We start from the raw sequence: 24,295 nt of genomic DNA on the forward strand, positions 1-24,295 counted from the left end.
CCCGGATAATGGCAATCAACCCTTGGTCGGGTCAGTCCTCGATGGGCGTCAATGCCACGCGCACAGCGTCGATGGCCGCATCCCGCGCGGCACTGTCGGCAAAGGCCGGGCTGTCGGCGACACAGGCGCCTTCAAGCCACACGCTGAAGCCCAGGGCTTCACTGCGCACATCCAGCGCCTGGCCGGACTGCAACTGCTTGGTGACAGCACCCGCTGCCTTGCCGTCGGCAAAGTTGCGCGACAGCAACAGTTGCTCGCCATCGGCCGCCAGCAGGCGGAAGCGGAAGCTGCCATCGTCTTCACGGAAGCTGACAAAGCGCGCGGCCTTGACGGCCTTCTTCTTGGTGCTGGCCACCTCGGTGGGCGGGTTGACGAACGAGCGCAGGCCCACGGCTTCGCGCAGCTCTTGCAGGAATGGCGCGGCGACGGCACGGGCTTTATTGGCACCGACCAGCAGCAGGTCTTCCATATCCGAAGGGCGCGCCATCAATTGATGGTAACGCTCGCGGGCTTCGCCCAACTGGCCATCCAGCAGTTGGAACAGACGGTTCTTCGCCTCGCCCCAGCCCAGGCCATCGAGCAGTTCGCTGCGCAGCTGTTGTTCCTGCTCAGGGGTGGCGAACGCCTGGTACAGAGTGAACAGGTGCGAGTTGTCCGGATCCTTGGCCTCACCCGGCGCGCGGGAGTCGGTGACGATCCGCGAGATCGCGTCCTTCATGTCCTTGGCGGTGGTGAACAACGGGATGGTGTTGTCGTAGCTTTTCGACATCTTGCGCCCATCCAGGCCCGGCAAGGTGGCAACGCTTTCTTCGATCAACGCCTCGGGCATGGTGAAGAACTCTTTGCCCTTGCCGAACAGGTGGTTGAAGCGCTGGCCGATATCCCGGGCCATTTCCACGTGCTGGATCTGGTCGCGGCCGACCGGCACCTTGTGGGCGTTGAACATCAGGATGTCCGCCGCCATCAATACCGGATAGCTGTACAGGCCCATGCTGATCCCGGCATCCGGGTCTTCGCCGTTTTCCAGGTTCTTGTCCACCGAGGCCTTGTAGGCGTGGGCGCGGTTGAGCAGACCCTTGGCGGCAACGCAGGTCAGCAGCCAGGTCAGCTCGGGAATTTGCGGGATGTCGGACTGGCGGTAGAAAGTCACCCGCTCGACATCCAGGCCACCGGCCAGCCAGGTCGCGGCGATTTCCATGCGCGAGCGCTGGATGCGCTGCGGGTCATCGCACTTGATCAGGGAATGGTAGTCGGCCAGGAAGTAGAACGAATCGGCATTGGCATCCTGGCTGGCGAGGATCGCCGGGCGGATGGCCCCCGCGTAGTTGCCCAGGTGCGGGGTGCCGGTGGTGGTGATGCCGGTGAGGATACGGGTACGAGTCGTCATGGGTAATCGCTTATCAGACTGCTATCAATTTGAAAGGCGCGGCAGCACCAGATCCTTGAGATCGGTGAGCTTGCCATGAAAAAAGTGTCCACATTCTGCCACTTTCAGCAGTTCATGGGGGCGTTTGAGGGCCGCGGACCAGTCGTAGACGGTCTGCGGGTCGACCACTTCGTCGGTTTCCGGCTGGATAAGGGTCAACGGGCAGTCCTGTGGCAGCACGTCCTCATCCCGCAAACGCATGACCGCCGCCGCCACCATGAACAGATGCGCGAGTTTTTCGCCCTTGGCCTCCAGGCGCCCGCCCAGGCTTGCGGCCACAAATCCACCGAACGAGAAACCCAGCAACGTGATGGGCAGGCCCGGGTGTTTTTCACGCAGCCAACTGGCGGCGGCTTCGGCATCGTCCACTTCACCGGTGGCCATATCGTGGGTACCCGCGCTGGCACCGACGCCACGGTAATTGAAACGCAAAGTAATCAAACCGGCATCACGGGCGGTGCGTTGCAGGGTCGAGACGACTTTATTGAGCATGGTCCCACCCTGCACCGGGTTGGGGTGGCAGATCAGCGCCAGGCCACGTGGCTCGGGGTGATCCAGGTACAAGGCTTCCAATTGGCCTACCGGGCCATCGATCAAAACAGGGGTTTCACGCATGAGCAAGGAATGAACTCCGTGACCTCTCAAGGGGTCGACTCGTCTAGCTAAAAGTCTGTGCATGGCATCATTGCGAGCTTAATCGCGGTATACAGCGCAGGTCCGAGCCGTTAACGTAAAGCAAAGCCGTTTATAGAGGAAGGACTCGTGGAACACTCGCTCTTAGTTTGGTTGTTGCCGACTCTTGCCCTGGTTGCCGGTGTCGCCATTGGATTCCTGGTTGCTCGCCTGCTGCCGAATGCCGCGCCTAACCGCACGCAGCGTCAGTTGGATGACATCCAGGAACGTTTTGACAGTTATCAGAACGAGGTTGTTACCCACTTCAACAGCACCGCGTCCCTGGTCAAGAAACTCACCCAAAGCTACCAGGAAGTACAGGATCACCTCGCCGATGGCGCCAACCGCCTGGCCCTGGATGACATCACCCGCCAGCGTCTGCTGGCCGCGCTGCATTCCGATGCCACGCAAGCCCCACGAGAACGCCTGACCCCGCCCCGGGAAAACCAGGAGCCACCCCGGGACTACGCGCCAAAGACGCCGAACGCCCCCGGCATGCTGGATGAGCATTACGGCTTGAAGAAGTAAGTCGTTTTCAAGCCCTACAAAAAGCCCGGCTGATTGATGATCAGCCGGGCTTTTTTATTGGATGTGCACAGACCAATTGTAGGAGCTGGCTTGCCTGCGATAACGGTGGGTCAGTTGATAGCTACTTGACTGACACTGCGCTATCGCGGGCAAGCCCGCTCCCACATTGACCGAGTGCTACCTTCAGCGACGTACCGGGCGCTTCTGCAACTTGCGCTGCAAGGTCCGGCGGTGCATGCCCAGGGCGCGGGCGGTAGCCGAGATATTGCCTTCGTGCTCAGTCAACACGCGCTGGATGTGTTCCCACTGCAGGCGGTCCACCGACATCGGGTTTTCCGGCACCAGAGTGTCGAGGTCGGCGTGCTCGGAAAGCAGCGCGGCCAGCACGTCATCGGCGTCGGCCGGCTTGCACAGGTAGTTGCAGGCGCCGCGCTTGATCGCCTCGACAGCGGTGGCGATGCTGGAATACCCGGTGAGGATCAGCACGCGCATTTCCGGGTCCAGCTCCAGCAACTTGGGCAACAGCACCAGGCCCGAGTCCCCGTCCATTTTCAGGTCCAGTGCCGCGTAGTCCGGCAGGTCGGCCTGGGCGATGGTCAGGCCTTCTTCGGCGGAACCTGCGGTGCTGACGCGAAACCCGCGACGGCTCATGGCTCGCGCCATCACGCGGGTAAAGGTGGCATCGTCATCTACCAGCAACAGGTGCGGCAGTTCTTCGCCTTCGACTTGGATCTCGTCACTCATCGATGTCTCCTCGTGCAGCACGGGGCAGGCGCAGCTCGGTGAGCGTGCCGCCTTCCTCATGGGGGTAAAGTTTCACCGAGCCGCCAGCGCGGGTTACGCTGGCCTTGCTCAAGAACAGGCCCAGGCCGAAGCCCTTGCCCTTGGTGGTAAAGAATGGCTTGCCGATCTGCTCGGCAATGGCCAACGGCACACCCGCGCCGTGGTCGCGAATGCTGATGGTGAGGTTTTCCCAATCCCAGTCCAGTTGCACTTCCAACCCTTCCGGGCAGGCGTCAGCTGCATTGTTCAACAGGTTCAGCAGCGCCTGGGTCAGATCCGGCGGTGGCGCCATACGTGGCACTGTGCCCTGCCCCAGCAGGTGAAAACGGTAACTGGCTTCGGGCCGCATCAAGTGCCAGCGGTTCAGGGCTTCGTCCAGCCACTGGGTGACGTCTTGCATATCCACCGCCAGGCGCCGGTTGGCTTCAGCGGCGCGCACCAGTTGTTGCAAGGTCTGCTTGCACTGCTTGACCTGTTCCTGCAACACACCGAGGTCGTCTTGCAACGCCGGATCGTGATGGTCCTGGCGCATTTCCTTGATCAGCACGCTCATGGTCGCCAACGGTGTGCCCAACTCATGGGCCGCGCCAGCGGCCTGGGTGGCCACGGCCAGCAGTTGCTGGTCGCGCAGGCCTTCTTCGCGGCGGATGGCGCGCAGCTCTTCCTGGCGCCGCAGCTCTTCAGCCATGCGCGCGGCGAAGAAGGTGATCACCGCCGCCGACAGCGCGAAGCTCAGCCACATGCCGTAGATCTGCAGGTTTTCCCGGGCGATCGGGAAGGTTTCCAGGGGGTAGAACTGCGCCAGCAACAAGGTGTACAGCGCCAGGGCGATACCCGACAGGATCACCGAATAGCGCCATGGCAAGGTCACGGCGGCGATGGTCAGCGGTACCAAGTAATAGGAGACGAAGGGGTTGGTGGAGCCCCCGGAGAAATACAGCAACACACTGTGGATAAACAGGTCGCAGGCCAGTTGCAGGGCGTACTCCAACTCGGTCACCGGCCAGGTGGTGCGCAGGCGGATGGCCGTGAACACACACAGCACCGTGGAAAAGGCCAGGGTCACCCACAGTTGCAGCCAAGGCAGCGGCAGCAGTTCAAACCAGTAGGCGAGCCCGACGGAACCGGCCTGTGCGGCCAGCACCAGGGTGCGGATAAACGTCAGGCGCCAGAGGTTCTGGCGAGTGGCGGAAGTCAGTTTTACGGGGGCGAGCATGAGCTCTCCTGATGAGCGCTCCAGGCGGATCGCAGCAAGTATAAACGAAGCGACGGTACAGGCAGCGCGTCTGTGGCCCTTTGACGCAGGTCATGGCTTTATGACGGGGCGGGCGATGTTGACCGTTCGTCGGCATCCTACCCAGATGTAGAGATTTTGTAACCCGCCGAACCCGAATCGCCCGTCTACAGTCTTACCGAATACGATCACCCTCAAGGAGCTTCCATGTCACGTTTCACTCGCAGTGCCGTCGTTATTGCCCTCAGCGTTGCCAGCCTGCCTGCGCTGGCCGCCGATCAACTGCACTACAACCAGATTTCCCTGCGGGCCGAAGTCAGCCAGGAAGTGGCCCGTGACAAGATGATCGTCACTCTCTACACCGAGTCGCAAAACACCGACCCGGCTAAGCTCGCCGCCGAAGTCACGACCATCATGAACAAGGCGTTGGGCGAGGCTCGCGAAGTAAAAGGCGTGACCCTGCGCCAGGGCAGCCGCAACAGCTACCCGATCTACGACAACAAGAACCAGAAGATCACCGGCTGGCGCGAGCGCGCCGAACTGCGCCTGGAAAGCGCGGACTTCCCGGCGCTGTCCAAGCTCACCGGCGAGCTGCTCAACACCCTGAAAATGGACAATATGGACTTCGCCATTGCCGACCCAACCCGCAAGGCCAGCGAAGATGCCCTGCTCAAGGATGCGGTCGCCGCGTTCAAGGCCCGCGCCCAACTGGCCACCGATGCACTCGGCGGCAAGGGCTACAAGATCGTCAACCTGAACTTCAACACCAACGGCTACCCAATGCCGTACGCGCGAAATGGCGGCATGATGATGAAGGCGGCGGCAATGGATTCGGCGCCGACACCTGAAGTCGAAGCCGGCACCAGCCAGGTCAGCATGAGCGCCGATGGCGTGATTGAAGTACAGATGCCATAAGCCTTACCTGATGACCCACAACGGCGGTAACCTCGGTGACCGCCGTTTTTTTTGGCCGTTGTTTACCTGCCATCTCAGGGGTCACCATGGATAGAACTGTCTTCAAGCCGCTCCTTCTCGCTGCCAGCCTGCTGGCGTGCATGCCCACGGCCCAGGCGGCAAGCACCCTGGTCTACTGCTCCGAAGCCAGCCCCGCCGGGTTCGATCCGAGCCAGTACACCAGCGGCACCGATTTTGATGCCTCGGCCGAAACCGTGTTCAACCGCCTGACCCAGTTCAAGCGCGGCGGGACCGAAGTCGAGCCGGGCCTGGCGACCCGTTGGGAGGTGTCCAAGGACGGCCTGGCCTACACCTTTCACCTGCGCGACGGGGTCAAGTTCCACAGCACCGAGTACTTCACCCCGACCCGCGACTTCAATGCCGACGATGTGCTGTTCACTTTCCAGCGCCTGCTGGACGCCAACCATCCATTCCGCCAGGCCTACCCGTCCGAGTCGCCGTACTTCACCGATATGGGCCTGAACACCACGATCAAAAGCGTGGAAAAGCTCGACGAGCACAGCGTGCGCTTCAACCTCAATAACGTCGATGCCGCTTTCGTACAGAACCTGGCCATGAGCTTTGCGTCCGTGCAATCGGCCGAGTACGCGGCGCAGTTGCTTAAAGACGGCAAGGCCGCCGATATCAACCAGAAACCGATCGGCACCGGGCCGTTTGTGTTCAAGCGCTACCAGAAGGACTCGCAGATTCGCTACGTCGCCAATAAAGACTATTGGAAGCCTGAGGATGTGAAACTCGACAGCCTGGTGTTTGCGATCACCCCGGACGCCGCGTCGCGCCTGCAAAAGCTCAAGGCCGGCGAATGCCAGGTCAGCGGCTACCCGCGCCCCTCGGATATCGAGGTGATGAAGCAGGATCCAAACCTGCGTGTGCTGCAGCAGGCAGGCTTCAACCTGGGCTTTCTGGCCTACAACGTGACCCATCCGCCGCTGGACCAGCTCAAGGTGCGCCAGGCCCTGGACATGGCCATCGATAAGCCGGCGATTATCCAGGCGGTGTACCAAAGTGCCGGGCAATTGGCGCAGAACGCACTGCCGCCGGCCCAGTGGTCTTATGACCCCAGCATCAAGGACGCACCGCACGACCCTGCCAAGGCCCGGGCGCTACTAAAAGAAGCAGGGGTTGCACCAGGTACCACCATCAATCTGTGGGCGATGACTGTGCAGCGCGCCTCCAATCCCAACGCGCGAATGTCGGCGCAGATGATCCAGCAGGATTGGGCCAAAGTCGGGATCACTGCCAATATCGTCAGCTATGAGTGGGGCGAATACATCAAGCGCGCAAAAAACGGCGAGCACGATGTGATGATCTACGGCTGGACCGGCGACAACGGCGACCCGGATAACTGGCTGGGCGTGCTCTACAGTTGTGCCGCGGTCAAGGGCAGCAACTATGCAAAATGGTGTAACCCGCAGTACGACCAACTGGTGCAGAAGGCCAAGCTCAGCAGTGACCGTGACGAACGCATCAAGTGGTATCAGCAGGCGCAAAAAATACTTAAGGATCAAGTACCTATAACGCCTATTGCAAACTCGACGGTTTTCCAGCCGCTGCGCAAGGAAGTCCAGGACTTCAAGATCAGCCCGTTTGGCCTGACACCGTTCTACGGCGTAAGTCTGAATAAGTAACAATCATGCCCCAACCGGGTGCGCCAGACACCTCGTTCGGGCTTATTCGGTGCACTCCACGCACCGAAAAAAGCCCTCAAAAATACAGTTTCGTGTCGAAAATTATATGAATGCGACATTCCTGTACGTTCGTACCACTCTTTGGCGGTTGTAGCCTCTCAACGTCTTGCAATGGGTATGGGGCCTGCATAAGTATCCGCAGGCCGACTCACGAGGTCGCCCTCAATTCCAAAAATGACAACAAATCATGAGGCCAACATGCTTAAACACGCAGTCATTCCGTTTTTAGTCAGCGCCGGTTTAATGGCCGCTGCACCTTTCGCCCAGGCGGCGACTAATCTGGTGTTCTGCTCCGAAGGGAGCCCGGCGGGTTTCGACCCAGGCCAGTACACCACCGGAACAGACTTCGATGCTTCGGCCGAAACCATGTTCAACCGGCTCAGCCAGTTCGAGCGCGGCGGCACCGCCGTGATTCCTGGCCTGGCCACCAAGTGGGATGTTTCCGAAGATGGCCTGACCTACACCTTCCACCTGCGCGAAGGGGTCAAATTCCACACCACGCCGTACTTCAAGCCGACTCGTGAATTCAACGCCGACGACGTGCTCTTCACCTTCAACCGGATGATCAATAAAGACGATCCGTTCCGTAAGGCCTACCCCACCGAGTTCCCGTATTTCACGGACATGGGGATGGACACCAACATCAAGAACATCGAGAAAATCGACGACCACACCGTCAAGTTCACCCTTGGCACCGTGGACGCCGCGTTTATCCAGAACCTGGCCATGAGCTTCGCCTCGCTACAGTCGGCTGAATACGCAGCCCAACTGTTGAAGGACGGCAAGCCCCAGGACATCAACCAGAAGCCGGTCGGCACTGGTCCGTTCGTCTTCAAGAGCTACCAGAAAGACTCCAACATCCGCTTCACCGGCAACAAGGATTACTGGAAGCCTGAAGACGTGAAGATCGACAACCTGATCTTCGCCATCACCACCGACCCGTCGGTACGTGTACAAAAGCTCAAGAAGAACGAATGCCAGGTCACCCTCTTCCCGCGTCCGGCCGACCTCAAGGCCCTGGGCGAGGACAAGACCCTGAAACTGCCGCACCAGGCCGGTTTCAACCTGGGCTATATCGCCTACAACGTCATGCCGGTGCTCAAGGGCCAGACGGCCGCCAACCCATTGGCCGACCTGCGCGTACGCCAGGCCCTGGACATGTCGGTCAACAAGCAGCAGATCATCGACTCGGTGTACCAGGGCGCAGGCCAACTGGCGGTCAACGCCATGCCGCCGACCCAGTGGTCCTATGACGACACCATCAAGGATGTCCCGCACGACGTGACCAAGGCCAAGGCACTGCTCAAGGAAGCCGGCGTCAAGGAAGGCACCGAAATCACCTTGTGGGCCATGCCCGTCCAGCGTCCGTATAACCCCAACGCCAAGCTGATGGCCGAGATGCTGCAGAACGACTGGAAGCAGATCGGCTTGAAGGTCAACATCGTCAGCTACGAGTGGGGCGAGTACATCAAGCGCTCCAAGGGCGGCGAGAACCAGGCCATGATCATCGGCTGGAGCGGTGACAATGGTGACCCGGACAACTGGCTGAACGTGCTGTTCGGCTGCGACTCCCTGGCCGGCAACAACTTCTCCAAATGGTGTGACAAGAAATTCGACGGCATCGTGAAAGAAGCCAAGGCCACCTCGGACGTCGCCAAGCGCACCGAACTGTACAAACAGGCGCAACACGTCCTCAAAGATGCAGTCCCCATGACACCTATCGCGCACTCGACGGTGTACCAACCCATGCGCAACAACGTACAGGACTTCAAGATCAGCCCATTTGGCTTGAATTCCTTCTACGGGGTGAGCGTCAGCAAGTAGTGATCTCTGGCGGCGACGTTTCATAACGTCGCCGTTATTGCATCCGCCCAGATCCTAGGAATCGAACTACCCCCGCACGGGCTGCCGTCCTACAGCAGCTAACTGCGCAGGTTCCGTCCGATACCTACAAGGTCTGTCCGGTTCTGCGCATTTACCGCCCTGCCCTCGTTCCCTAACGTCGAGGTAGGCAAACGCTCAGTTCCGATACGGCATTTGCTGTGGATGGGAGCAGTGCTTTCTCCATGCCAGGTAAGGCATGGCGATTGTTCACTGACGAAAACGATAAACATGGATTGGGGACCGTCATGCGCCATACCACCGTTCTATCCGCGATATTCGGCACCAGCCTGTTGGCCGTCGCTTCGATGGGCCAGGCAGCCGAGAAGAAAAGCCTGGTGTTCTGCTCTGAAGGCAGCCCGGCCGGGTTCGATACCGCGCAATACACCACCGCCACCGACAACGATGCGGCCGAGCCGATTTACAACCGCCTGGTTGAGTTTGAAAAGGGCGAAACCGGCGTCATACCAGCGCTGGCGACCCAGTGGGACATTTCACCAGACGGCCTGACCTATACCTTCCACCTGCGCCAAGGGGTGAAATTCCACAGCAACAAGGAATTCAAGCCGACACGGGACTTCAATGCCGATGACGTGCTGTTTACCTTCAACCGCATGCTTGATCCCGACCACCCGTTTCGCAAGGCCTACCCCACCGAGTTTCCGTACTTCAACGGGATGAGCCTGAACAAGAACATCGCCAAGGTCGAGAAAACCGACCCGCACACCGTGGTGATGACCCTGAACACGGTCGACGCCGCGTTTATCCAGAACATCGCCATGAGCTTTGCCGCGATCCTCTCGGCCGAGTACGCCGAGCAACTGCTCAAGGCCGGTAAGCCCAGTGATATCAACCAGAAGCCGATTGGCACCGGGCCGTTTGTGTTCCAGCGTTACCAGAAGGATTCGCAGATCCGTTTCGCCGGCAACAAACACTACTGGGACCCGGGCAAGGTCAAGCTCGACCAACTGATCTTCGCCATCAACACCGACGCCTCAGTGCGGGTGCAGAAGCTCAAGGCCAATGAATGCCAGGTCACCCTGCATCCACGCCCCGCCGATGTCGAGGCCCTCAAGGCCGACCCGAACCTGCAACTGCTGACCAAACCCGGCTTTAACCTCGGCTACATCTCCTACAACGTGCGGCACAAGCCCTTCGACCAACTCGAAGTGCGCCAGGCCCTGGACATGGCGGTGAACAAGCAGAGCATTCTCAATGCCGTGTACCAGGGCGCGGGGCAACTGGCGGTCAACGGCATGCCGCCGACCCAGTGGTCTTATGACGACAGCATCAAGGACGCCGCCTACAACCCGGAAAAAGCCAAGGAACTGCTCAAGGCCGCCGGCGTCAAGGAGGGCACCGAGGTCACGCTGTGGGCCATGCCCGTCCAGCGCCCGTACAACCCCAACGCCAAGCTGATGGCCGAGATGCTGCAAAACGACTGGGCCAAGATCGGCCTCAAGGTCAAGATCGTCAGCTATGAATGGGGCGAGTACATCAAGCGCACCAAGAACGGCGAACACGATATCAGCCTGATTGGCTGGACCGGCGACAACGGCGACCCGGACAACTGGCTGGGCACCCTCTACAGCTGCGACGCCATCGGCGGGAACAACTACTCGATGTGGTGTGACCCGGCGTACGACAAGCTGATCAAGCAAGCCAAGGTCGTCACCGACCGTGAACAACGGACTGTTCTGTACAAACAGGCGCAGCAACTGCTCAAACAGCAGGTGCCGATCACGCCTGTCGCCCACTCGACGGTCAACCAGCCGTTAAGCACCAAGGTCGAAGGTTTCAAAGTGAGCCCCTTCGGCCGCAACGTGTTCTCGGGCGTCAGCGTCACCCCATAAGAAAATAACCGGATGCGCAGAGCGAAGTTGGCTCTGCCGCAAACGTGTAGCTGTAATTCGCGAAATCTCCTACAGCAAACGTTTGCAAAGGCTTGAAGAGTTACACACCCAATAACCGGCTCACCTAATAAGGCCGGTATTAAAAAAAGAGAACCAAAGGAGCTCCACCCATGAAACTAAGCAGCAAAGTGCTACTGGCCATGGCCATCAGCAGCATCACGGCTACCGCCTATGCGGAATCCGTAAGCCAGGACTTCGTTCCAACCACACTGGCCGGCACCAGCGCCCAAAGCGAAGCCAAGGGCTTTGTCGAAGACTTCAGCCTGGGCGGCCAGACGCGTAACTGGTACTCCCACGAAAGCCTGTACCGGGGTGGCGCGTGGAAATACCAGAAGCATGGCCAGACCCTGACCGACCGTAACCGTACCAACTGGGTACAGGGCACCATCCTCAACGCCAGCTCGGGGTTCACCCAAGGCACCGTAGGGGTCAAGACCGAAGTTGCGCTCTACAATGTCGTGGCCCTGGACCGCAGCCGACGCGATATCAAGGGTGGTTCAAACCGTACGCTGGCTCACTCCAACGGCGACGCCGTGGACCAGTGGAGCAAACTGGGCCTGGCCAACATGCAGTTCCGTGTGTCCAACACCACTTTGACTGCCGGTCGCCAGAACTTCAGCACGCCGATTGTCGACACCATCGGCAACCGTGCCCTGCCCTCCAGCTTCCAGGGTGTGAGCTTCAACAGCGAAGAATTCAGCAACCTGTCGTTCCAGGGTGGCGTGTTTGACCGCGTTTCCCCACGTTCCGAACAGAGCCTGTCGAAATTCCGTAGCGAGTACAGCCAGCAGGGTGCACGCAGCGCGACAACCGACAAGGTCTACACCCTGGGCGCCAACTACCAGCCGCTCAAAAGCCTGAAAACCAGCTTCTTCGGCGCCAACGTCAAGGACTTCTGGAACCAGTACTACTTCGGCGCAACCCACGAGCTGGGTGATAGCCAGGTCCTGTCCCTGACGACCGGCCTGAACTACTACAAGACCGTCGACGAAGGCAAAAAGTTGATGGGCGAAATCGACAACGATACTTACTCGCTGTCGCTGGGCCTGGCTCACCAGGCTCACAGCCTGACGTTCTCCTACCAGGAAGTTAACGGTAACGAGTACTTCGACTACCTGCACGAAACCAACGGCATCTACCTGGCCAACTCCCTGACGTCGGACTTCAACGGCCCGAACGAGAAGTCCTTCCAGATCGCCTACGGCATCAACATGGCCGAATACGGCGTGCCGGGCCTGAAGTTCAACATCTACTCGGCACGCGGCTGGGGCATTGACGGTACTCACTACAAGGGTAACCGCAATGGCGCCTACGCCTACACCGGCATCGAAGTTCAAGACGGCGAGAAACACCAGGAATACGGTGTAGGCGCCGGTTACGCGATCCAGAGTGGTCCGCTCAAGGCCACGGCTATCCGTGCGACCTACGTCGAGCACCGTGGCAGCGAATTCCAATCTGACGGCAGCGTCAAAGAATTCCGCCTGGTTACCACCATCCCGTTCAACATCCTTTAATTAGCGCCCGGTAGACGGCAGGCTCAGGACGAGCCTGCCGTCTACCTTTGTGTGGTTGAATCGATTGCAGAGGGCTCTTCAATGAAAATGCTCCCGTTACAAGCCGCCATGACCGCTGCACTGTTGAGTGTGGCCCTGGGCATTTCGGCCAAGCCGCTGGTGGTCTGCACCGAAGCCAGCCCGGAAGGCTTCGACCCGGTCGTGTACGTCACGGCTGTCACCGCCGATGCCGCCGCCGAAACCATGTTCAACCGCCTGGTGGACTTCAAGCCCGGCACTACCGAAATCCAACCCTCACTCGCCAAATCGTGGGACATCAGTGAAGACGGCCTGACCTATACCTTCCACCTGCGCGATGACGTGAAGTTCCACACCACCGACTACTTCAAGCCCACGCGCAACCTGAATGCCGACGACGTGCTCTGGAGCTTCCAGCGTCAACTGGACCCGAAACACCCATGGCACAACAAGTCCACCACCGGCTTCCCCTATTTTGAAAGCATGGGTTTCAAGGAACTGCTCAAAAGCGTCGAGAAGACCGATGACCACACCGTGGTCTTCACCCTGACTCGCCCCGAAGCACCGTTCCTGGCCGATGTCGCCATGCCGTTCACCGCCATTCACTCCGCCGAATACGCCGACAAGTTGCTGGCCGCCAACAAGACCGGCGAGCTCAACAGCAAGCCGATCGGCACCGGCCCGTTTATTTTTACCCGCTACCAGAAGGACGCCCAGGTGCGCTTCAAGGCCAACCCGGAGTACTTCCGTGGCAAGCCGCCCGCCGACCCGCTGATCCTGGCCATCGCGGTGGATAACAACGTGCGCCTGCAAAAGCTCAAGGCCAATGAGTGCCAGATCGCGCTGTATCCAAAACCTGACGACCTGCCGAGTATCAAGGCCGATCCAAACCTGAAGGTCGCGGAACTGGCGGCGATGACCACCGCCTACACCGCCCTGAACACCACCCACAAGTACATGAGCGACGCGCGGGTGCGCCACGCGATCAACATCGCGTTCGACAAACAAGGCTATAACGAATCCCTGTACGGCAAAGGCAATGCCGTCGATGCCACCGGCCCGTACCCGCCGACCCTGCTGGGCTTCAACGACCAGCTGAAAAACCCGGCCCGCGACCTGGACAAGGCCCGCGCCCTGCTCAAGGAAGCCGGCGTACCGCAAGGCACCGAGTTCAGCCTGTTCACCCGCAACGGCGGCGGCCCGACCAACCCCAACCCGATGCTTGGCGCCCAGCGCATGCAGGCGGACCTGGCGCAGATCGGCCTGAAGGTCAATATCAAGGTCATGGAATGGGGCGAAATGCTCAAGCGCGCCAAGGCTGGCGAGCACGACATGGTCTCCGCCGGCTGGGCCGGGGATAACGGCGACCCAGACAACTTCCTCACGCCCAACCTGAGTTGCGATGCGGCCAAAAACGGCGAAAACTACGCCCGCTGGTGTAACGAAGAATTTCAGGGTTTGATCGACAAGGCCCGCGCCGTGGCTGAACCCGCTGAACGCGCTGCACTCTATGAACAGGCGCTGGCCGTTTTCGACAAGGAGCAACCGTGGATCCCCATGGCTTACCCGAAAATGTTCACCGCCATGCGTAAGAACGTCGAGGGATATACCCAAAGCCCCCTGACCAACAATAACTTCGCCACCACCCAGGTGAAGTAAAAAAGACGCCCGGCCCCGTCGAGGTTGACGGAGCCGGGCCTGCCTAACCGGCTGATTGAGGTAGAGACCACGATGTTTAGTTTTATTGCCCGCCGATTGGGGTTATTGATCCCAACGTTTTTCGGCATCACGTTGCTGACTTTTGCGTTGATTCGCATGATCCCTGGCGACCCCGTAGAAGTCATGATGGGCGAGAGGCGGGTTGACCCCGAGATGCACGCCCAGGCAATGGAACGCCTTGGCTTGAACAAACCCTTGTATGCGCAATACCTGGACTACATCGGCAAGCTCGCCCAGGGCGACCTCGGCGAATCCCTGCGTACCCGCACCAGCGTTTGGACCGAGTTCAGCGCCCTGTTCCCCGCGACCCTGGAACTGTCCATGGCCGCCCTGTTGTTCGCCGGCATCCTCGGGCTATTGGCCGGGGTGATCGCGGCCTTGAAACGAGGATCCCTGTTCGACCATGGGGTGATGGGCATCTCCCTGGCGGGATATTCGATGCCGATCTTCTGGTGGGGCCTGATCCTGATCATGTTCTTCTCGGTCAGCCTGGGCTGGACCCCGGTTTCCGGGCGTATCGACCTGCTCTACGACATCGAGCCGCGCACCGGCTTCATGCTGATCGACACCCTGCTGGCCGACGAGCCGGACGCATTCTGGGACGCCCTGCACCACCTGATCCTGCCGGCCATCGTACTGGGCACCATCCCGCTGGCGGTGATTGCGCGGATGACCCGTTCCTCGATGCTGGAAGTGCTGCGCGAAGACTACATCCGCACCGCCAAGGCCAAGGGCCTGTCGCCGGCGCGCGTGGTGTTCGTGCATGGCCTGCGTAACGCGCTGATCCCGGTGCTGACGGTGGTCGGCCTGCAAGTCGGCACCCTGCTGGCCGGTGCGGTCTTGACCGAAACCATCTTCTCCTGGCCCGGCATCGGCAAATGGCTGATCGAAGCCATTGGCGCACGGGACTACCCGGTGGTGCAAAACGGCATCCTGCTGATCGCCTGCCTGGTGATCCTGGTGAACTTCGTGGTGGATATCCTCTACGGCTTCGCCAACCCACGCATCCGTCACCAGCGCTGAGATCATGACCATGACCACACCAACTCCCGTGTCAGCAGTCGATCAGAGCCTGCTGTACCCGTCGCCGTACAAAGAATTCTGGCAAGCCTTCTCCAAGAACAAGGGCGCGGTTGCCGGCCTGCTGTTTATGCTGCTGATCGTGTTCTGCGCGATCTTCGCCCCCTGGGTGGCCCCCCATAACCCCAGCGAGCAATACCGCGACTTCCTGCTGACCCCGCCGTCGTGGCTCGAAGGCGGGCAGATGCAGTTTTTGCTGGGCACCGACGAACTGGGCCGTGACTTGCTGTCGCGCCTGATCCAGGGCTCGCGCCTGTCATTGCTGATCGGTTTGTCGTCGGTGGTGATGTCGCTGATCCCGGGGATCCTGCTGGGCCTGTTCGCCGGGTTCTTCCCGCGCCTGCTCGGCCCGACCATCATGCGTCTGATGGACATCATGCTGGCCCTGCCCTCGCTGCTGCTGGCCGTGGCGATTGTCGCCATCCTCGGCCCTGGCCTGATCAACACCGTGATCGCGATTGCCATTGTGTCGCTGCCCTCCTATGTGCGCCTGACCCGCGCAGCGGTGATGGGCGAGCTCAACCGTGACTACGTGACGGCCGCGCGCCTGGCCGGGGCCGGCCTGCCGCGCCTGATGTTCGTCACCGTGCTGCCCAACTGCATGGCGCCGTTGATCGTGCAGGCCACCTTGAGCTTCTCCTCGGCGATTCTCGATGCCGCCGCCCTGGGCTTCCTCGGCCTTGGCGTGCAACCGCCGACGCCTGAGTGGGGCACCATGCTGGCTTCGGCCCGTGACTACATCGAACGCGCCTGGTGGGTTGTAAGCCTGCCTGGCTTGACCATTTTGCTCAGCGTGCTGGCAATCAACCTGATGGGCGACGGACTGCGCGATGCGCTGGACCCGAAACTCAAGAATGCCGCGTGAGGAGATTCCCATGTCACTGCTAGAAATCAAGAATCTCAATGTGCGCTTCGGCGACAAAACCGCTGTGCCGGTGGTCGATGGCCTCGATCTGGCCGTGGACAAAGGCGAAGTACTGGCCATCGTTGGCGAGTCGGGTTCGGGTAAATCCGTGACCATGATGGCGCTGATGGGCCTGATCGAGCATCCCGGCATCGTCACCGCCGACGCCTTGACCTTCGACGGCAAAGACATGCTCAAGCTGAGCAACCGTCAACGCCGGCAGATCGTCGGCAAAGACCTGGCGATGGTGTTCCAGGACCCGATGACCGCGCTGAACCCCAGCTACACCGTGGGTTTCCAGATTGAAGAAGTGCTGCGCCTGCACCTGAAAATGTCCGGCAAACAAGCGCGCAAGCGGGCCATCGAACTGCTGGAAAAGGTCGAGATCCCTGGCGCCGCCAGCCGCATGGATGCCTACCCGCACCAACTGTCCGGCGGTATGAGCCAGCGTGTGGCAATTGCCATGGCGATTGCCGGCGAGCCGAAACTGCTGATCGCCGACGAGCCGACCACCGCCCTGGACGTGACCATCCAGGCGCAGATCATGGAACTGCTGCTGGCTCTGCAAAAAGAACAGAACATGGGCCTGGTGCTGATCACCCACGACCTCGCAGTCGTCGCGGAAACCGCCCAGCGCGTGTGCGTGATGTACGCCGGCCAAGCCGTGGAAGTCGGCCAGGTGCCCGGCCTGTTCGACGTACCGGCCCACCCGTACAGCGAAGCGTTGCTGGCGGCGATCCCGGAACACAGCATGGGCGCGGCGCGTCTGTCGACCTTGCCGGGCATCGTCCCCGGCCGTTATGACCGCCCGCAAGGCTGCCTGTTGTCGCCACGCTGCCCGTATGTGCAGGACAGCTGCCGCCAGACCCGTCCGACCCTGGACCCGCAAGCCCACAGCCTTGTGCGCTGCTTCTACCCCTTGAACCAGGAGGTGGCGTAATGGCCGTCGTTCTTACTGCCCGCGACCTGACCCGTCACTACGAAGTGTCCCGTGGCCTGTTCAAGGGCCACGCCACGGTGCGCGCCCTCAATGGCGTGTCGTTCGAGCTGGAAGCCGGCAAGACCCTGGCCGTGGTGGGTGAGTCGGGTTGTGGCAAGTCCACCCTGGCCCGCGCGCTGACGCTGATTGAAGAGCCGTCGTCCGGCTCGTTGAAAATCGCCGGCCAGGAAGTCGCCGGCGCCGACAAGGCCCAGCGCAAGCAACTGCGCAAAGACGTGCAGATGGTGTTCCAGAGCCCCTATGCCTCGTTGAACCCCCGGCAGAAAGTCGGTGATCAACTGGGCGAGCCGCTGTTGATCAACACCAACCTGTCCGCCGCCGAACGCCGTGAAAAAGTGCAGGCGATGATGAAACAGGTGGGCCTGCGCCCTGAGCATTACCAGCGCTACCCGCACATGTTCTCCGGGGGCCAGCGCCAGCGCATCGCCCTGGCCCGGGCCATGATGCTGCAACCCAAGGTGCTGGTGGCGGATGAACCGACCTCGGCGCTGGACGTGTCGATCCAGGCCCAGGTGCTCAACCTGTTCATGGATTTGCAGCAGCAGTACAACACCGCCTATGTGTTTATTTCCCACAACCTGGCGGTGGTGCAACACGTCGCGGATGACGTGATGGTGATGTACCTCGGCCGCCCGGTGGAAGTGGGCCCCAAGGAAGACATCTACGCCCGCCCCCTGCACCCGTACACCCAGGCGCTGCTGTCGGCCACCCCGACCATCCACCCGGACCCGAACAAGCCGAAGATCAAGATCGTCGGCGAGCTGCCCAACCCGCTGAACCCACCCTCCGGCTGCGCCTTCCACAAGCGCTGCCCGTATGCGACCGAGCGCTGCAGCAGTGAAGAGCCGTTGTTGCGCGAACTGGACAAGCGCCAGGTGGCTTGCCATCACGCGGAGCAGTTCGTCGCCTGACCCCACCCTGTGGAGCAGGTTTGTGTGGGATCGGGCTTGCCCGCGATAGCATCACCGCGGTTTAACTGACAGCACGAGGTGCCTGCATCGCGGGCAAGCCCGCTCCCACACAAGCCCGCACACAGGGCGATACAGCGTTGTACAGCCTCTCCCGCCAGATTGCGCATCAGTCTGGCGGGAGGGGCTTTTTTGTTTTTACCCAAGTGTAAAAGTTGTAAATGACATTTACTTGTATTTGATAATGACTAGCATTCCGGCGCACAGAGCGCGCCGAATCCTGCTGGAAGGCAATTCTGGTGCATCTCGCTCAGTTGCCACCTTCCCTAAAGGATTCTGCGGACATGTCACCTCGATTCAGGCTCAGCCATTTCTCCCTGGCGTTTATCGCCGCCCTCTCATCGCCCACGCTGCTGGCGGACACCCAGGAAAGAGAACGCGGCAAAGTGCCGATAGAGGCAACCGACCTGCCCGTCGATGGCACCTCCCAAGCCCTGGAGCTGAGTGAAACGCGCATCCTCGGCACCGCCGCCGAAGAGCTCAAGCAAGCCCCCGGCGTGTCGATCATCACCGCCGAAGACATCAAGAAGCGCCCCCCCACCAACGACCTGTCGGACATCATCCGCCGTGAGCCGGGCGTCAACCTGAGCGGCAACAGTTCCAGCGGCAGCCGAGGCAACAACCGCCAGATCGACCTGCGCGGCATGGGCCCGGAAAACACCCTGATCCTGATCGATGGCAAGCCCTCGACCTCGCGCAACGCCGTGCGTTACGGCTGGAGCGGCGACCGCGATACCCGTGGCGAAACCAACTGGGTGCCGGCCGAAGAAGTCGAACGCATTGAAATCCTGCGTGGCCCGGCGGCTGCGCGCTACGGCTCCGGGGCCATGGGCGGGGTGATCAACATCATCACCAAGCGCCCCACCGACCAGTTGCACGGCTCGCTGACCACCTACGTGTCGCTGCCCGAAGACGATGCCGAGGGCATGAGCAAGCGCACCAACTTCAACCTCAGCGGCCCCTTGAGCGACACCTTGGCCTTCCGCGTCTACGGCGGCCTGAACAAGACCGATGCCGACGACTCCACCATCAACCAGGCCGAGCAGGCCAGCGCCGACTCCCTGGTAGCGGGCCGCGAAGGTGTGCGCAACAAGGACGTCAACGGCCTGCTCAGCTGGCAATTCACCCCCGAGCAAACCCTGGACCTGGAAGCCAGCTACAGCCGTCAGGGCAATATCTTCGCCGGCGACACCATGCTCAACGGCGGCGGTGTATTCGTGAACAGCCTGGTCGGCAAGGAAACCAGCGTGATCCAGCGCAGCAGTTTCTCCGCCACCCACCGTGGCGAGTTCGACTGGGGCTCGACCCTGGCATCGCTGAGCCACGACCTGACCCGCAACGCACGCCTCAACGAAGGCCTGGCGGGTTCCGGCGAGGGCGCGCCCTCCGCCACCGCTGGCCGTTTCGAATCGCGGCTGCGCAACACCCGGGCCACGGCCGAGGTCAACCTGCCCCTGAGTTTCGGCACCGAGCAGGTGCTGACCCTGGGCAGCGAATACCTCTACGAGTCGATGAACGACCCGGGGTCGCTGCGCCCACAAAGCTACGACCCTGGCACAGGTGGCGTACCGAGCATTCCGGGGATGAGCCGCAGCAGCACCAAGACCACGGCCTCCAGCTATGCGCTGTTCGCCGAGGACAACATCGAAGTCGGCAGCAAGACCATCATCACCCCCGGCCTGCGCTACGACGATCATGAAGAGTACGGCGGCAACTGGAGCCCGAGCCTCAACGCCTCGCACCAACTGACCGATGAGCTGAGCCTCAAGGGCGGGATTGCCCGCGCCTACAAGACGCCCAACCTGTACCAGTCCAACCCCAACTACTTGCTGTACAGCCGCGGCAACGGTTGCAACGCCAGCGAAGCGAACTCCGGCGGCTGCTACCTGGTGGGTAACCCGGACCTGAAACCGGAAATCAGCGTCAACAAGGAAATCGGCCTGGCCTATGACAAAGGCACCTGGCGCACCAGCGCGACGTACTTTCGTAATGACTACAAGAACAAAATCAACGCCAGCAACACCGCCGCCTACCGCCTGGACGGCGGGCGCCGTGTGCTGGAGTGGGAAAACAGCGGGGCGGCACTGGTGCAGGGGGTCGAGGGCAACCTGTTCATGACCCTGCGCGACGATCTGGACTGGAACACCAACCTGACCTACATGATCGACTCCAAGGACAAGGACACCGGCGAACCGCTGAGTGTCATTCCCAAGTACACGGTCAACACCACCCTGGACTGGCAGGCCACCGACAAGCTGTCGTTCCAGGTCAGCGGCACCTACTACGGCAAGCAGGAGGCGCCGACCCTCAACTCCCGCAGCGCCAACCGCTATGATCGCAGCGCCCAGCAGGATGTGGACCCGTACGGCTTGATGGGCTTGAGCAGCGGCTACGAGTTCAACAAGAACCTGAGCGTGCGCGTGGGCATCGAAAACCTGCTGGACAAGCGCCTGTACCGCAAAGGCAATGCTGACGATGCCGGTGCCCAGACTTATAACGAACCGGGTCGGGCTTATTTTGCGTCGGTGACGGCTTCGTTCTGACTCTCGCCCAACACCCCCTCCGGCTCCGTCAGGCATAGCTGATGGAGCCTTTTTTTCGAGGTTATCCCTGCACCACAACAAAAAACATCCACCGCCATTAACTCCAATCGCAAACTGCAACTTATGCAATACATCCAACAAAGTACCTGACAACAAAATTCAACTATCGATAGACTCCGCAGGCAAATTGCTAAAGCCATTACAATGCCAAAACCCTTCTATTTCATGCGTAATAAGCGTTTGTGAATTTCTAGCAGTAAACTTGAAAGACACGATTGCCAGCGCATTAGTGGTGCTGACAACACCACTGATCATTCCAGCAATGGCTGTATATTTTCGACCAGGATCAGCCCTTGGAATGTACTCGGCTTTCCAAAGGCTATTTAGAGGAAGATTAAAATGCCAAAACTCTGGCACATCATAGAACCACAGCTGAATACTACCTCCCTCACTTCCAGAACCGGCACCTCCAACTAAAAGGTTATAACTACCGCCGTTGTACAGATCACCGCCGCCTGCTTCAAATGACTTACCGTCATCAGTAAATATCAACTGGCCGACGCCCAGCCTCGACTTATCCGACATGATACTGTCCTCCCATCAGGGTTTATTTTTAGAGGGTTGCCCCTCCCCCTAAAAAAATAGAAGGATTGCCTTAGAGCGTCTACTGTCAACTCTGACAGTAAGCGCCAGAAACTTTTTGAATACCTGAAACGCCGAACCCCCACAGATAATTAACCTGTGGGGGTTCGAGGGCTGGAGCTATGGACGGCGCTCCGACAAAAAGCACCCAGTCATCTCTCTATCAGTGATGCTCACGGGTCGCCCGGAACTTCACATCCGGCCAGCGCTCTTCCATCAGCGCCAGGTTGACCCGCGTCGGCGCCAGGTAGGTCAGGTGACCGCCGCCGTCGATGGCGAGGTTTTCCACGGCCTTGTTGGAAAACTCTTCGAGCTTCTTCTTGTCACTGCAATCAATCCAGCGCGCGGAGTACACGGTGATTGGCTCGTAGGAGCATTCGACCTTGTATTCCTCTTTCAAGCGGCTGGCCACCACATCGAACTGCAGCACACCCACGGCGCCGAGGATGATGTCGTTGCTGCGCTCGGGGAAGAACACCTGGGTGGCGCCCTCTTCCGCCAACTGCTGCAAGCCTTGGCGCAGTTGCTTGGATTTGAGCGGGTCGCGCAGGCGCACACGGCGGAACAGTTCCGGGGCGAAGTGCGGGATACCGGTAAAGCTCAGGGCTTCGCCTTCGGTGAAGGTGTCGCCGATCTGGATGGTGCCGTGGTTGTGCAAACCGATGATGTCGCCGGCAAACGCTTCTTCCAGTTGCTCACGCTCCGAGGAGAAGAACGTCAGGGCGTCACCGATGCGCACGTCCTTGCCGGTGCGGACGTGGCGCATCTTCATGCCTTTTTCGTATTTGCCGGAGCAAATGCGCATAAAGGCGATACGGTCGCGGTGCTTGGGGTCCATGTTCGCCTGGATCTTGAACACGAAGCCGCTGAATTTCTCTTCAACCGGCTCCACGGTACGCTCGTTGGCAACCCGCGCCAGTGGTTTCGGTGCCCAGTTGACCACCGCATCCAGTACGTGATCGACGCCGAAGTTGCCCAGGGCCGTCCCGAAGAACACCGGGGTCAGTTGGCCGTCGAGGAACTCCTGCTGGTTGAATTCGTGGCAGGCGCCCTGCACCAGTTCCAGTTGGTCGACGAAGCGGTCGTACTCGTCGCCCAAGTGGGCGCGGGCTTCATCGGAGTCGAGTTTCTCGATGATTTTCACATCGGTGCGTTCATGCCCATGGCCGGCGGTGTAGACAATGATGTAGTCGTCGGCCAGGTGGTACACGCCCTTGAAGTCGCGGTAGCAGCCAATCGGCCAGGTGATCGGCGCGGCCTTGATCTTCAGGACCGCTTCGATTTCATCGAGCAGTTCGATCGGGTCGCGGATGTCGCGGTCGAGTTTGTTGATAAAGCTGACAATCGGCGTGTCACGCAGGCGGCACACGTCCATCAGCGCAATGGTCCGTGGCTCGACGCCCTTACCACCGTCGAGGACCATCAAGGCCGAGTCCACTGCGGTCAGGGTGCGGTAGGTGTCTTCGGAGAAGTCTTCGTGGCCTGGGGTGTCGAGCAGGTTGACCATGTGTTCGCGATAGGGGAACTGCATGACCGACGTGGTAATGGAAATACCCCGTTGCTTCTCCATCTCCATCCAGTCGGAGGTGGCATGGCGATCAGACTTGCGGGATTTCACCGTGCCGGCCACCGCGATCGCCTTGCCCATCAGCAGGAGCTTTTCGGTGATGGTGGTTTTACCGGCATCGGGGTGGGAAATAATGGCGAAAGTGCGGCGTTTCGCGACTTCGGCGGCCTGGTGGGTCATGGGAAATCGCCTGGCAGGTGAGTCAAAAAAGGGCGGCGAGTATAGCGTAAACCAAGGCTCCCGAACCACCGCTCACCCGATGGGGGGTGGCTAAATGCTGCCAAGTATGGAACCTTTTAAAAGGTAGAGACGTCCACTCCCCTGCTACCGCACTCGTAACAGGGGCTGAAAAATCAGCAAGTTAGCCTGACGAGGCTGCGCTCATGGCTCGACCTCATGCCGTTTTGCCGGCATTGGCGAGCTGCTTTTCGCGACCACATTTATTGGCAGCCAGGAATGGCAATGCCACACGAGAATGTGCTCGCCGACTGAAATAAAGGAGTCCGCCTGTGGCTATTCGCTATGGCAAAGGGCTGATAGGAGGCGCGGTTGTCGTCGCGCTCCTGGCCCTGCTGGTCCACTGGATCGGCATCAACACGATCGAACTGTACCGCGACGATTTGTTGTTTTACCTGCAAGCTCACCTGATTCTTGTACTTGTCTCCATGCTGGCTGCCCTGATCGTAGGGATCCCCGCCGGTATCCTGCTCAGCCGACCGAACAGGGTCGAGCACGCAGAACGTTTCATGCAGATCTTCAACATCGGCAACACCGTCCCTCCCCTGGCCGTACTGGCCATCGCCCTCGGCGTCCTCGGCATCGGCAGTGGCCCGGCGATCTTCGCCCTGTTCCTCGCCTCCTTGCTGCCTATCGTGCGCAATACCTATGAAGGCCTGAAAAACGTTCAAGGCTCGCTCAAGGAAGCCGCCGTCGGCATCGGCATGACCCCGCGCCAGGTGCTGTTTCGCGTCGAGTTGCCCAACGCCGTGCCGATCATCATCGGTGGCGTGCGTGTGGCCCTGGCGATCAACGTCGGCACCGCACCGCTGGCGTTCCTGATTGGCGCCAACAGCCTGGGCAGCCTGATCTTCCCCGGCATCGCCCTGAACAACCAGCCGCAATTGCTGCTCGGGGCCGCGTGTACCGCGCTGCTGGCGTTGCTGCTTGACGGCCTGGTGACCATGGCCAGCCGCCTCTGGCTGGAACGCGGGTTGCGTGCGTCTTAAGGCTGGGTAAAGGA

Annotated in this window: 19 protein-coding genes; 13 read left to right on the plus strand and 6 right to left on the minus strand. The window is 60.3% G+C overall.

The window, feature by feature from the left end:
- Positions 1–31 precede the first annotated feature (31 nt).
- Together BLL38_RS19930 and BLL38_RS19935 are read right to left on the minus strand one after the other, a co-directional pair.
- Positions 32–1,387, minus strand: a complete 1,356-nt coding sequence (locus BLL38_RS19930) for a tryptophan--tRNA ligase (RefSeq protein WP_076964034.1) — start codon at positions 1,385–1,387, stop codon at positions 32–34.
- A gap of 24 nt (positions 1,388–1,411) precedes the next feature.
- Positions 1,412–2,041, minus strand: a complete 630-nt coding sequence (locus BLL38_RS19935) for an alpha/beta hydrolase (RefSeq protein WP_076964035.1) — start codon at positions 2,039–2,041, stop codon at positions 1,412–1,414.
- Positions 2,042–2,188: 147 nt separating this feature from the next.
- Here BLL38_RS19935 and BLL38_RS19940 point away from each other — a divergent pair, with 147 nt between their 5' ends.
- Positions 2,189–2,626 (plus strand): Z-ring associated ZapG family protein, encoded by a 438-nt coding sequence (locus BLL38_RS19940; protein WP_076964036.1) that lies wholly within the window; start codon positions 2,189–2,191, stop codon positions 2,624–2,626.
- A gap of 183 nt (positions 2,627–2,809) precedes the next feature.
- On the opposite strand, the gene BLL38_RS19945 is transcribed toward BLL38_RS19940, so the two are convergent.
- Both BLL38_RS19945 and BLL38_RS19950 read right to left on the minus strand, forming a co-directional pair.
- Positions 2,810–3,370 carry a response regulator transcription factor gene (locus tag BLL38_RS19945; RefSeq protein ID WP_029291924.1) on the minus strand — a complete coding sequence of 187 codons (561 nt, stop codon included), beginning with the start codon at positions 3,368–3,370 and terminating at the stop codon, positions 2,810–2,812.
- Positions 3,363–4,625, minus strand: coding sequence for an ATP-binding protein (locus BLL38_RS19950; RefSeq protein ID WP_076964037.1), 1,263 nt, complete (start codon positions 4,623–4,625; stop codon positions 3,363–3,365). The genes BLL38_RS19945 and BLL38_RS19950 overlap by 8 nt, the downstream gene beginning before the upstream one ends.
- A gap of 225 nt (positions 4,626–4,850) precedes the next feature.
- Between BLL38_RS19950 and BLL38_RS19955 the strand changes: the two genes are divergently transcribed.
- From BLL38_RS19955 to BLL38_RS20005, 11 genes are all read left to right on the plus strand, one after another.
- The gene (locus tag BLL38_RS19955; RefSeq protein ID WP_076964038.1) at positions 4,851–5,558 is read left to right on the plus strand and encodes an SIMPL domain-containing protein; all 708 of its coding nucleotides are present in this window, start codon (positions 4,851–4,853) and stop codon (positions 5,556–5,558) included.
- 86 nt (positions 5,559–5,644) lie between these two features.
- Positions 5,645–7,246, plus strand: coding sequence for an ABC transporter substrate-binding protein (locus tag BLL38_RS19960; protein ID WP_076964039.1), 1,602 nt, complete (start codon positions 5,645–5,647; stop codon positions 7,244–7,246).
- A gap of 258 nt (positions 7,247–7,504) precedes the next feature.
- On the plus strand, positions 7,505–9,130 hold the full coding sequence (locus BLL38_RS19965) for an ABC transporter substrate-binding protein (protein WP_076964040.1): 1,626 nt from the start codon (positions 7,505–7,507) through the stop codon (positions 9,128–9,130).
- A gap of 365 nt (positions 9,131–9,495) precedes the next feature.
- Positions 9,496–11,040 (plus strand): ABC transporter substrate-binding protein, encoded by a 1,545-nt coding sequence (locus tag BLL38_RS19970; protein WP_373562104.1) that lies wholly within the window; start codon positions 9,496–9,498, stop codon positions 11,038–11,040.
- Positions 11,041–11,210: 170 nt separating this feature from the next.
- On the plus strand, positions 11,211–12,614 hold the full coding sequence (locus tag BLL38_RS19975) for an OprD family outer membrane porin (protein ID WP_076964042.1): 1,404 nt from the start codon (positions 11,211–11,213) through the stop codon (positions 12,612–12,614).
- A gap of 81 nt (positions 12,615–12,695) precedes the next feature.
- A complete protein-coding gene (locus BLL38_RS19980) occupies positions 12,696–14,291 on the plus strand; it encodes an ABC transporter substrate-binding protein (protein WP_076964043.1) in 1,596 nt (531 codons plus the stop codon).
- 72 nt (positions 14,292–14,363) lie between these two features.
- Positions 14,364–15,374, plus strand: coding sequence for an ABC transporter permease subunit (locus BLL38_RS19985; RefSeq protein ID WP_076964044.1), 1,011 nt, complete (start codon positions 14,364–14,366; stop codon positions 15,372–15,374).
- Positions 15,375–15,384: 10 nt separating this feature from the next.
- Positions 15,385–16,296, plus strand: a complete 912-nt coding sequence (locus BLL38_RS19990; RefSeq protein ID WP_038443398.1) for an ABC transporter permease subunit — start codon at positions 15,385–15,387, stop codon at positions 16,294–16,296.
- A gap of 10 nt (positions 16,297–16,306) precedes the next feature.
- Entirely contained in the window at positions 16,307–17,275 is a 969-nt protein-coding gene (locus BLL38_RS19995) for an ABC transporter ATP-binding protein (RefSeq protein WP_076964045.1), read from the plus strand.
- Entirely contained in the window at positions 17,275–18,246 is a 972-nt protein-coding gene (locus tag BLL38_RS20000) for a peptide ABC transporter ATP-binding protein (protein ID WP_076964046.1), read from the plus strand. Before BLL38_RS19995 ends, BLL38_RS20000 begins: the two co-directional genes overlap by 1 nt.
- Positions 18,247–18,587: 341 nt before the next feature.
- On the plus strand, positions 18,588–20,846 hold the full coding sequence (locus tag BLL38_RS20005; RefSeq protein ID WP_076964047.1) for a TonB-dependent siderophore receptor: 2,259 nt from the start codon (positions 18,588–18,590) through the stop codon (positions 20,844–20,846).
- Positions 20,847–21,005: 159 nt separating this feature from the next.
- Here the strand turns inward: BLL38_RS20005 and BLL38_RS30685 are convergent, their stop codons facing one another.
- Both BLL38_RS30685 and BLL38_RS20010 read right to left on the minus strand, forming a co-directional pair.
- Positions 21,006–21,431 carry a hypothetical protein gene (locus tag BLL38_RS30685; protein WP_139201316.1) on the minus strand — a complete coding sequence of 142 codons (426 nt, stop codon included), beginning with the start codon at positions 21,429–21,431 and terminating at the stop codon, positions 21,006–21,008.
- Between the two features lie 220 nt (positions 21,432–21,651).
- Entirely contained in the window at positions 21,652–23,235 is a 1,584-nt protein-coding gene (locus BLL38_RS20010) for a peptide chain release factor 3 (protein ID WP_076964048.1), read from the minus strand.
- Between the two features lie 329 nt (positions 23,236–23,564).
- Between BLL38_RS20010 and BLL38_RS20015 the strand changes: the two genes are divergently transcribed.
- Positions 23,565–24,281 (plus strand): ABC transporter permease, encoded by a 717-nt coding sequence (locus tag BLL38_RS20015; RefSeq protein WP_076964049.1) that lies wholly within the window; start codon positions 23,565–23,567, stop codon positions 24,279–24,281.
- The last annotated feature ends 14 nt before the right edge of the window (positions 24,282–24,295 follow it).

It is taken from the genome of Pseudomonas gessardii, from assembly GCF_001983165.1.
GTDB classification, from domain to species: Bacteria; Pseudomonadota; Gammaproteobacteria; order Pseudomonadales; family Pseudomonadaceae; genus Aquipseudomonas; species Aquipseudomonas gessardii.

Coding starts and splice junctions, on each gene's coding strand:
- BLL38_RS19930 (WP_076964034.1), bottom strand. CDS start 1,387: ATGACGACTCGTACCCGTATCCTCACCGGCATCACCACCACCGGCACC.
- BLL38_RS19935 (WP_076964035.1), bottom strand. CDS start 2,041: ATGCGTGAAACCCCTGTTTTGATCGATGGCCCGGTAGGCCAATTGGAA.
- BLL38_RS19945 (WP_029291924.1), bottom strand. CDS start 3,370: ATGAGTGACGAGATCCAAGTCGAAGGCGAAGAACTGCCGCACCTGTTG.
- BLL38_RS19950 (WP_076964037.1), bottom strand. CDS start 4,625: ATGCTCGCCCCCGTAAAACTGACTTCCGCCACTCGCCAGAACCTCTGG.
- BLL38_RS19955 (WP_076964038.1), top strand. CDS start 4,851: ATGTCACGTTTCACTCGCAGTGCCGTCGTTATTGCCCTCAGCGTTGCC.
- BLL38_RS19960 (WP_076964039.1), top strand. CDS start 5,645: ATGGATAGAACTGTCTTCAAGCCGCTCCTTCTCGCTGCCAGCCTGCTG.
- BLL38_RS19965 (WP_076964040.1), top strand. CDS start 7,505: ATGCTTAAACACGCAGTCATTCCGTTTTTAGTCAGCGCCGGTTTAATG.
- BLL38_RS19970 (WP_373562104.1), top strand. CDS start 9,496: ATGGGCCAGGCAGCCGAGAAGAAAAGCCTGGTGTTCTGCTCTGAAGGC.
- BLL38_RS19975 (WP_076964042.1), top strand. CDS start 11,211: ATGAAACTAAGCAGCAAAGTGCTACTGGCCATGGCCATCAGCAGCATC.
- BLL38_RS19980 (WP_076964043.1), top strand. CDS start 12,696: ATGAAAATGCTCCCGTTACAAGCCGCCATGACCGCTGCACTGTTGAGT.
- BLL38_RS19985 (WP_076964044.1), top strand. CDS start 14,364: ATGTTTAGTTTTATTGCCCGCCGATTGGGGTTATTGATCCCAACGTTT.
- BLL38_RS19990 (WP_038443398.1), top strand. CDS start 15,385: ATGACCACACCAACTCCCGTGTCAGCAGTCGATCAGAGCCTGCTGTAC.
- BLL38_RS19995 (WP_076964045.1), top strand. CDS start 16,307: ATGTCACTGCTAGAAATCAAGAATCTCAATGTGCGCTTCGGCGACAAA.
- BLL38_RS20000 (WP_076964046.1), top strand. CDS start 17,275: ATGGCCGTCGTTCTTACTGCCCGCGACCTGACCCGTCACTACGAAGTG.
- BLL38_RS20005 (WP_076964047.1), top strand. CDS start 18,588: ATGTCACCTCGATTCAGGCTCAGCCATTTCTCCCTGGCGTTTATCGCC.
- BLL38_RS30685 (WP_139201316.1), bottom strand. CDS start 21,431: ATGTCGGATAAGTCGAGGCTGGGCGTCGGCCAGTTGATATTTACTGAT.
- BLL38_RS20010 (WP_076964048.1), bottom strand. CDS start 23,235: ATGACCCACCAGGCCGCCGAAGTCGCGAAACGCCGCACTTTCGCCATT.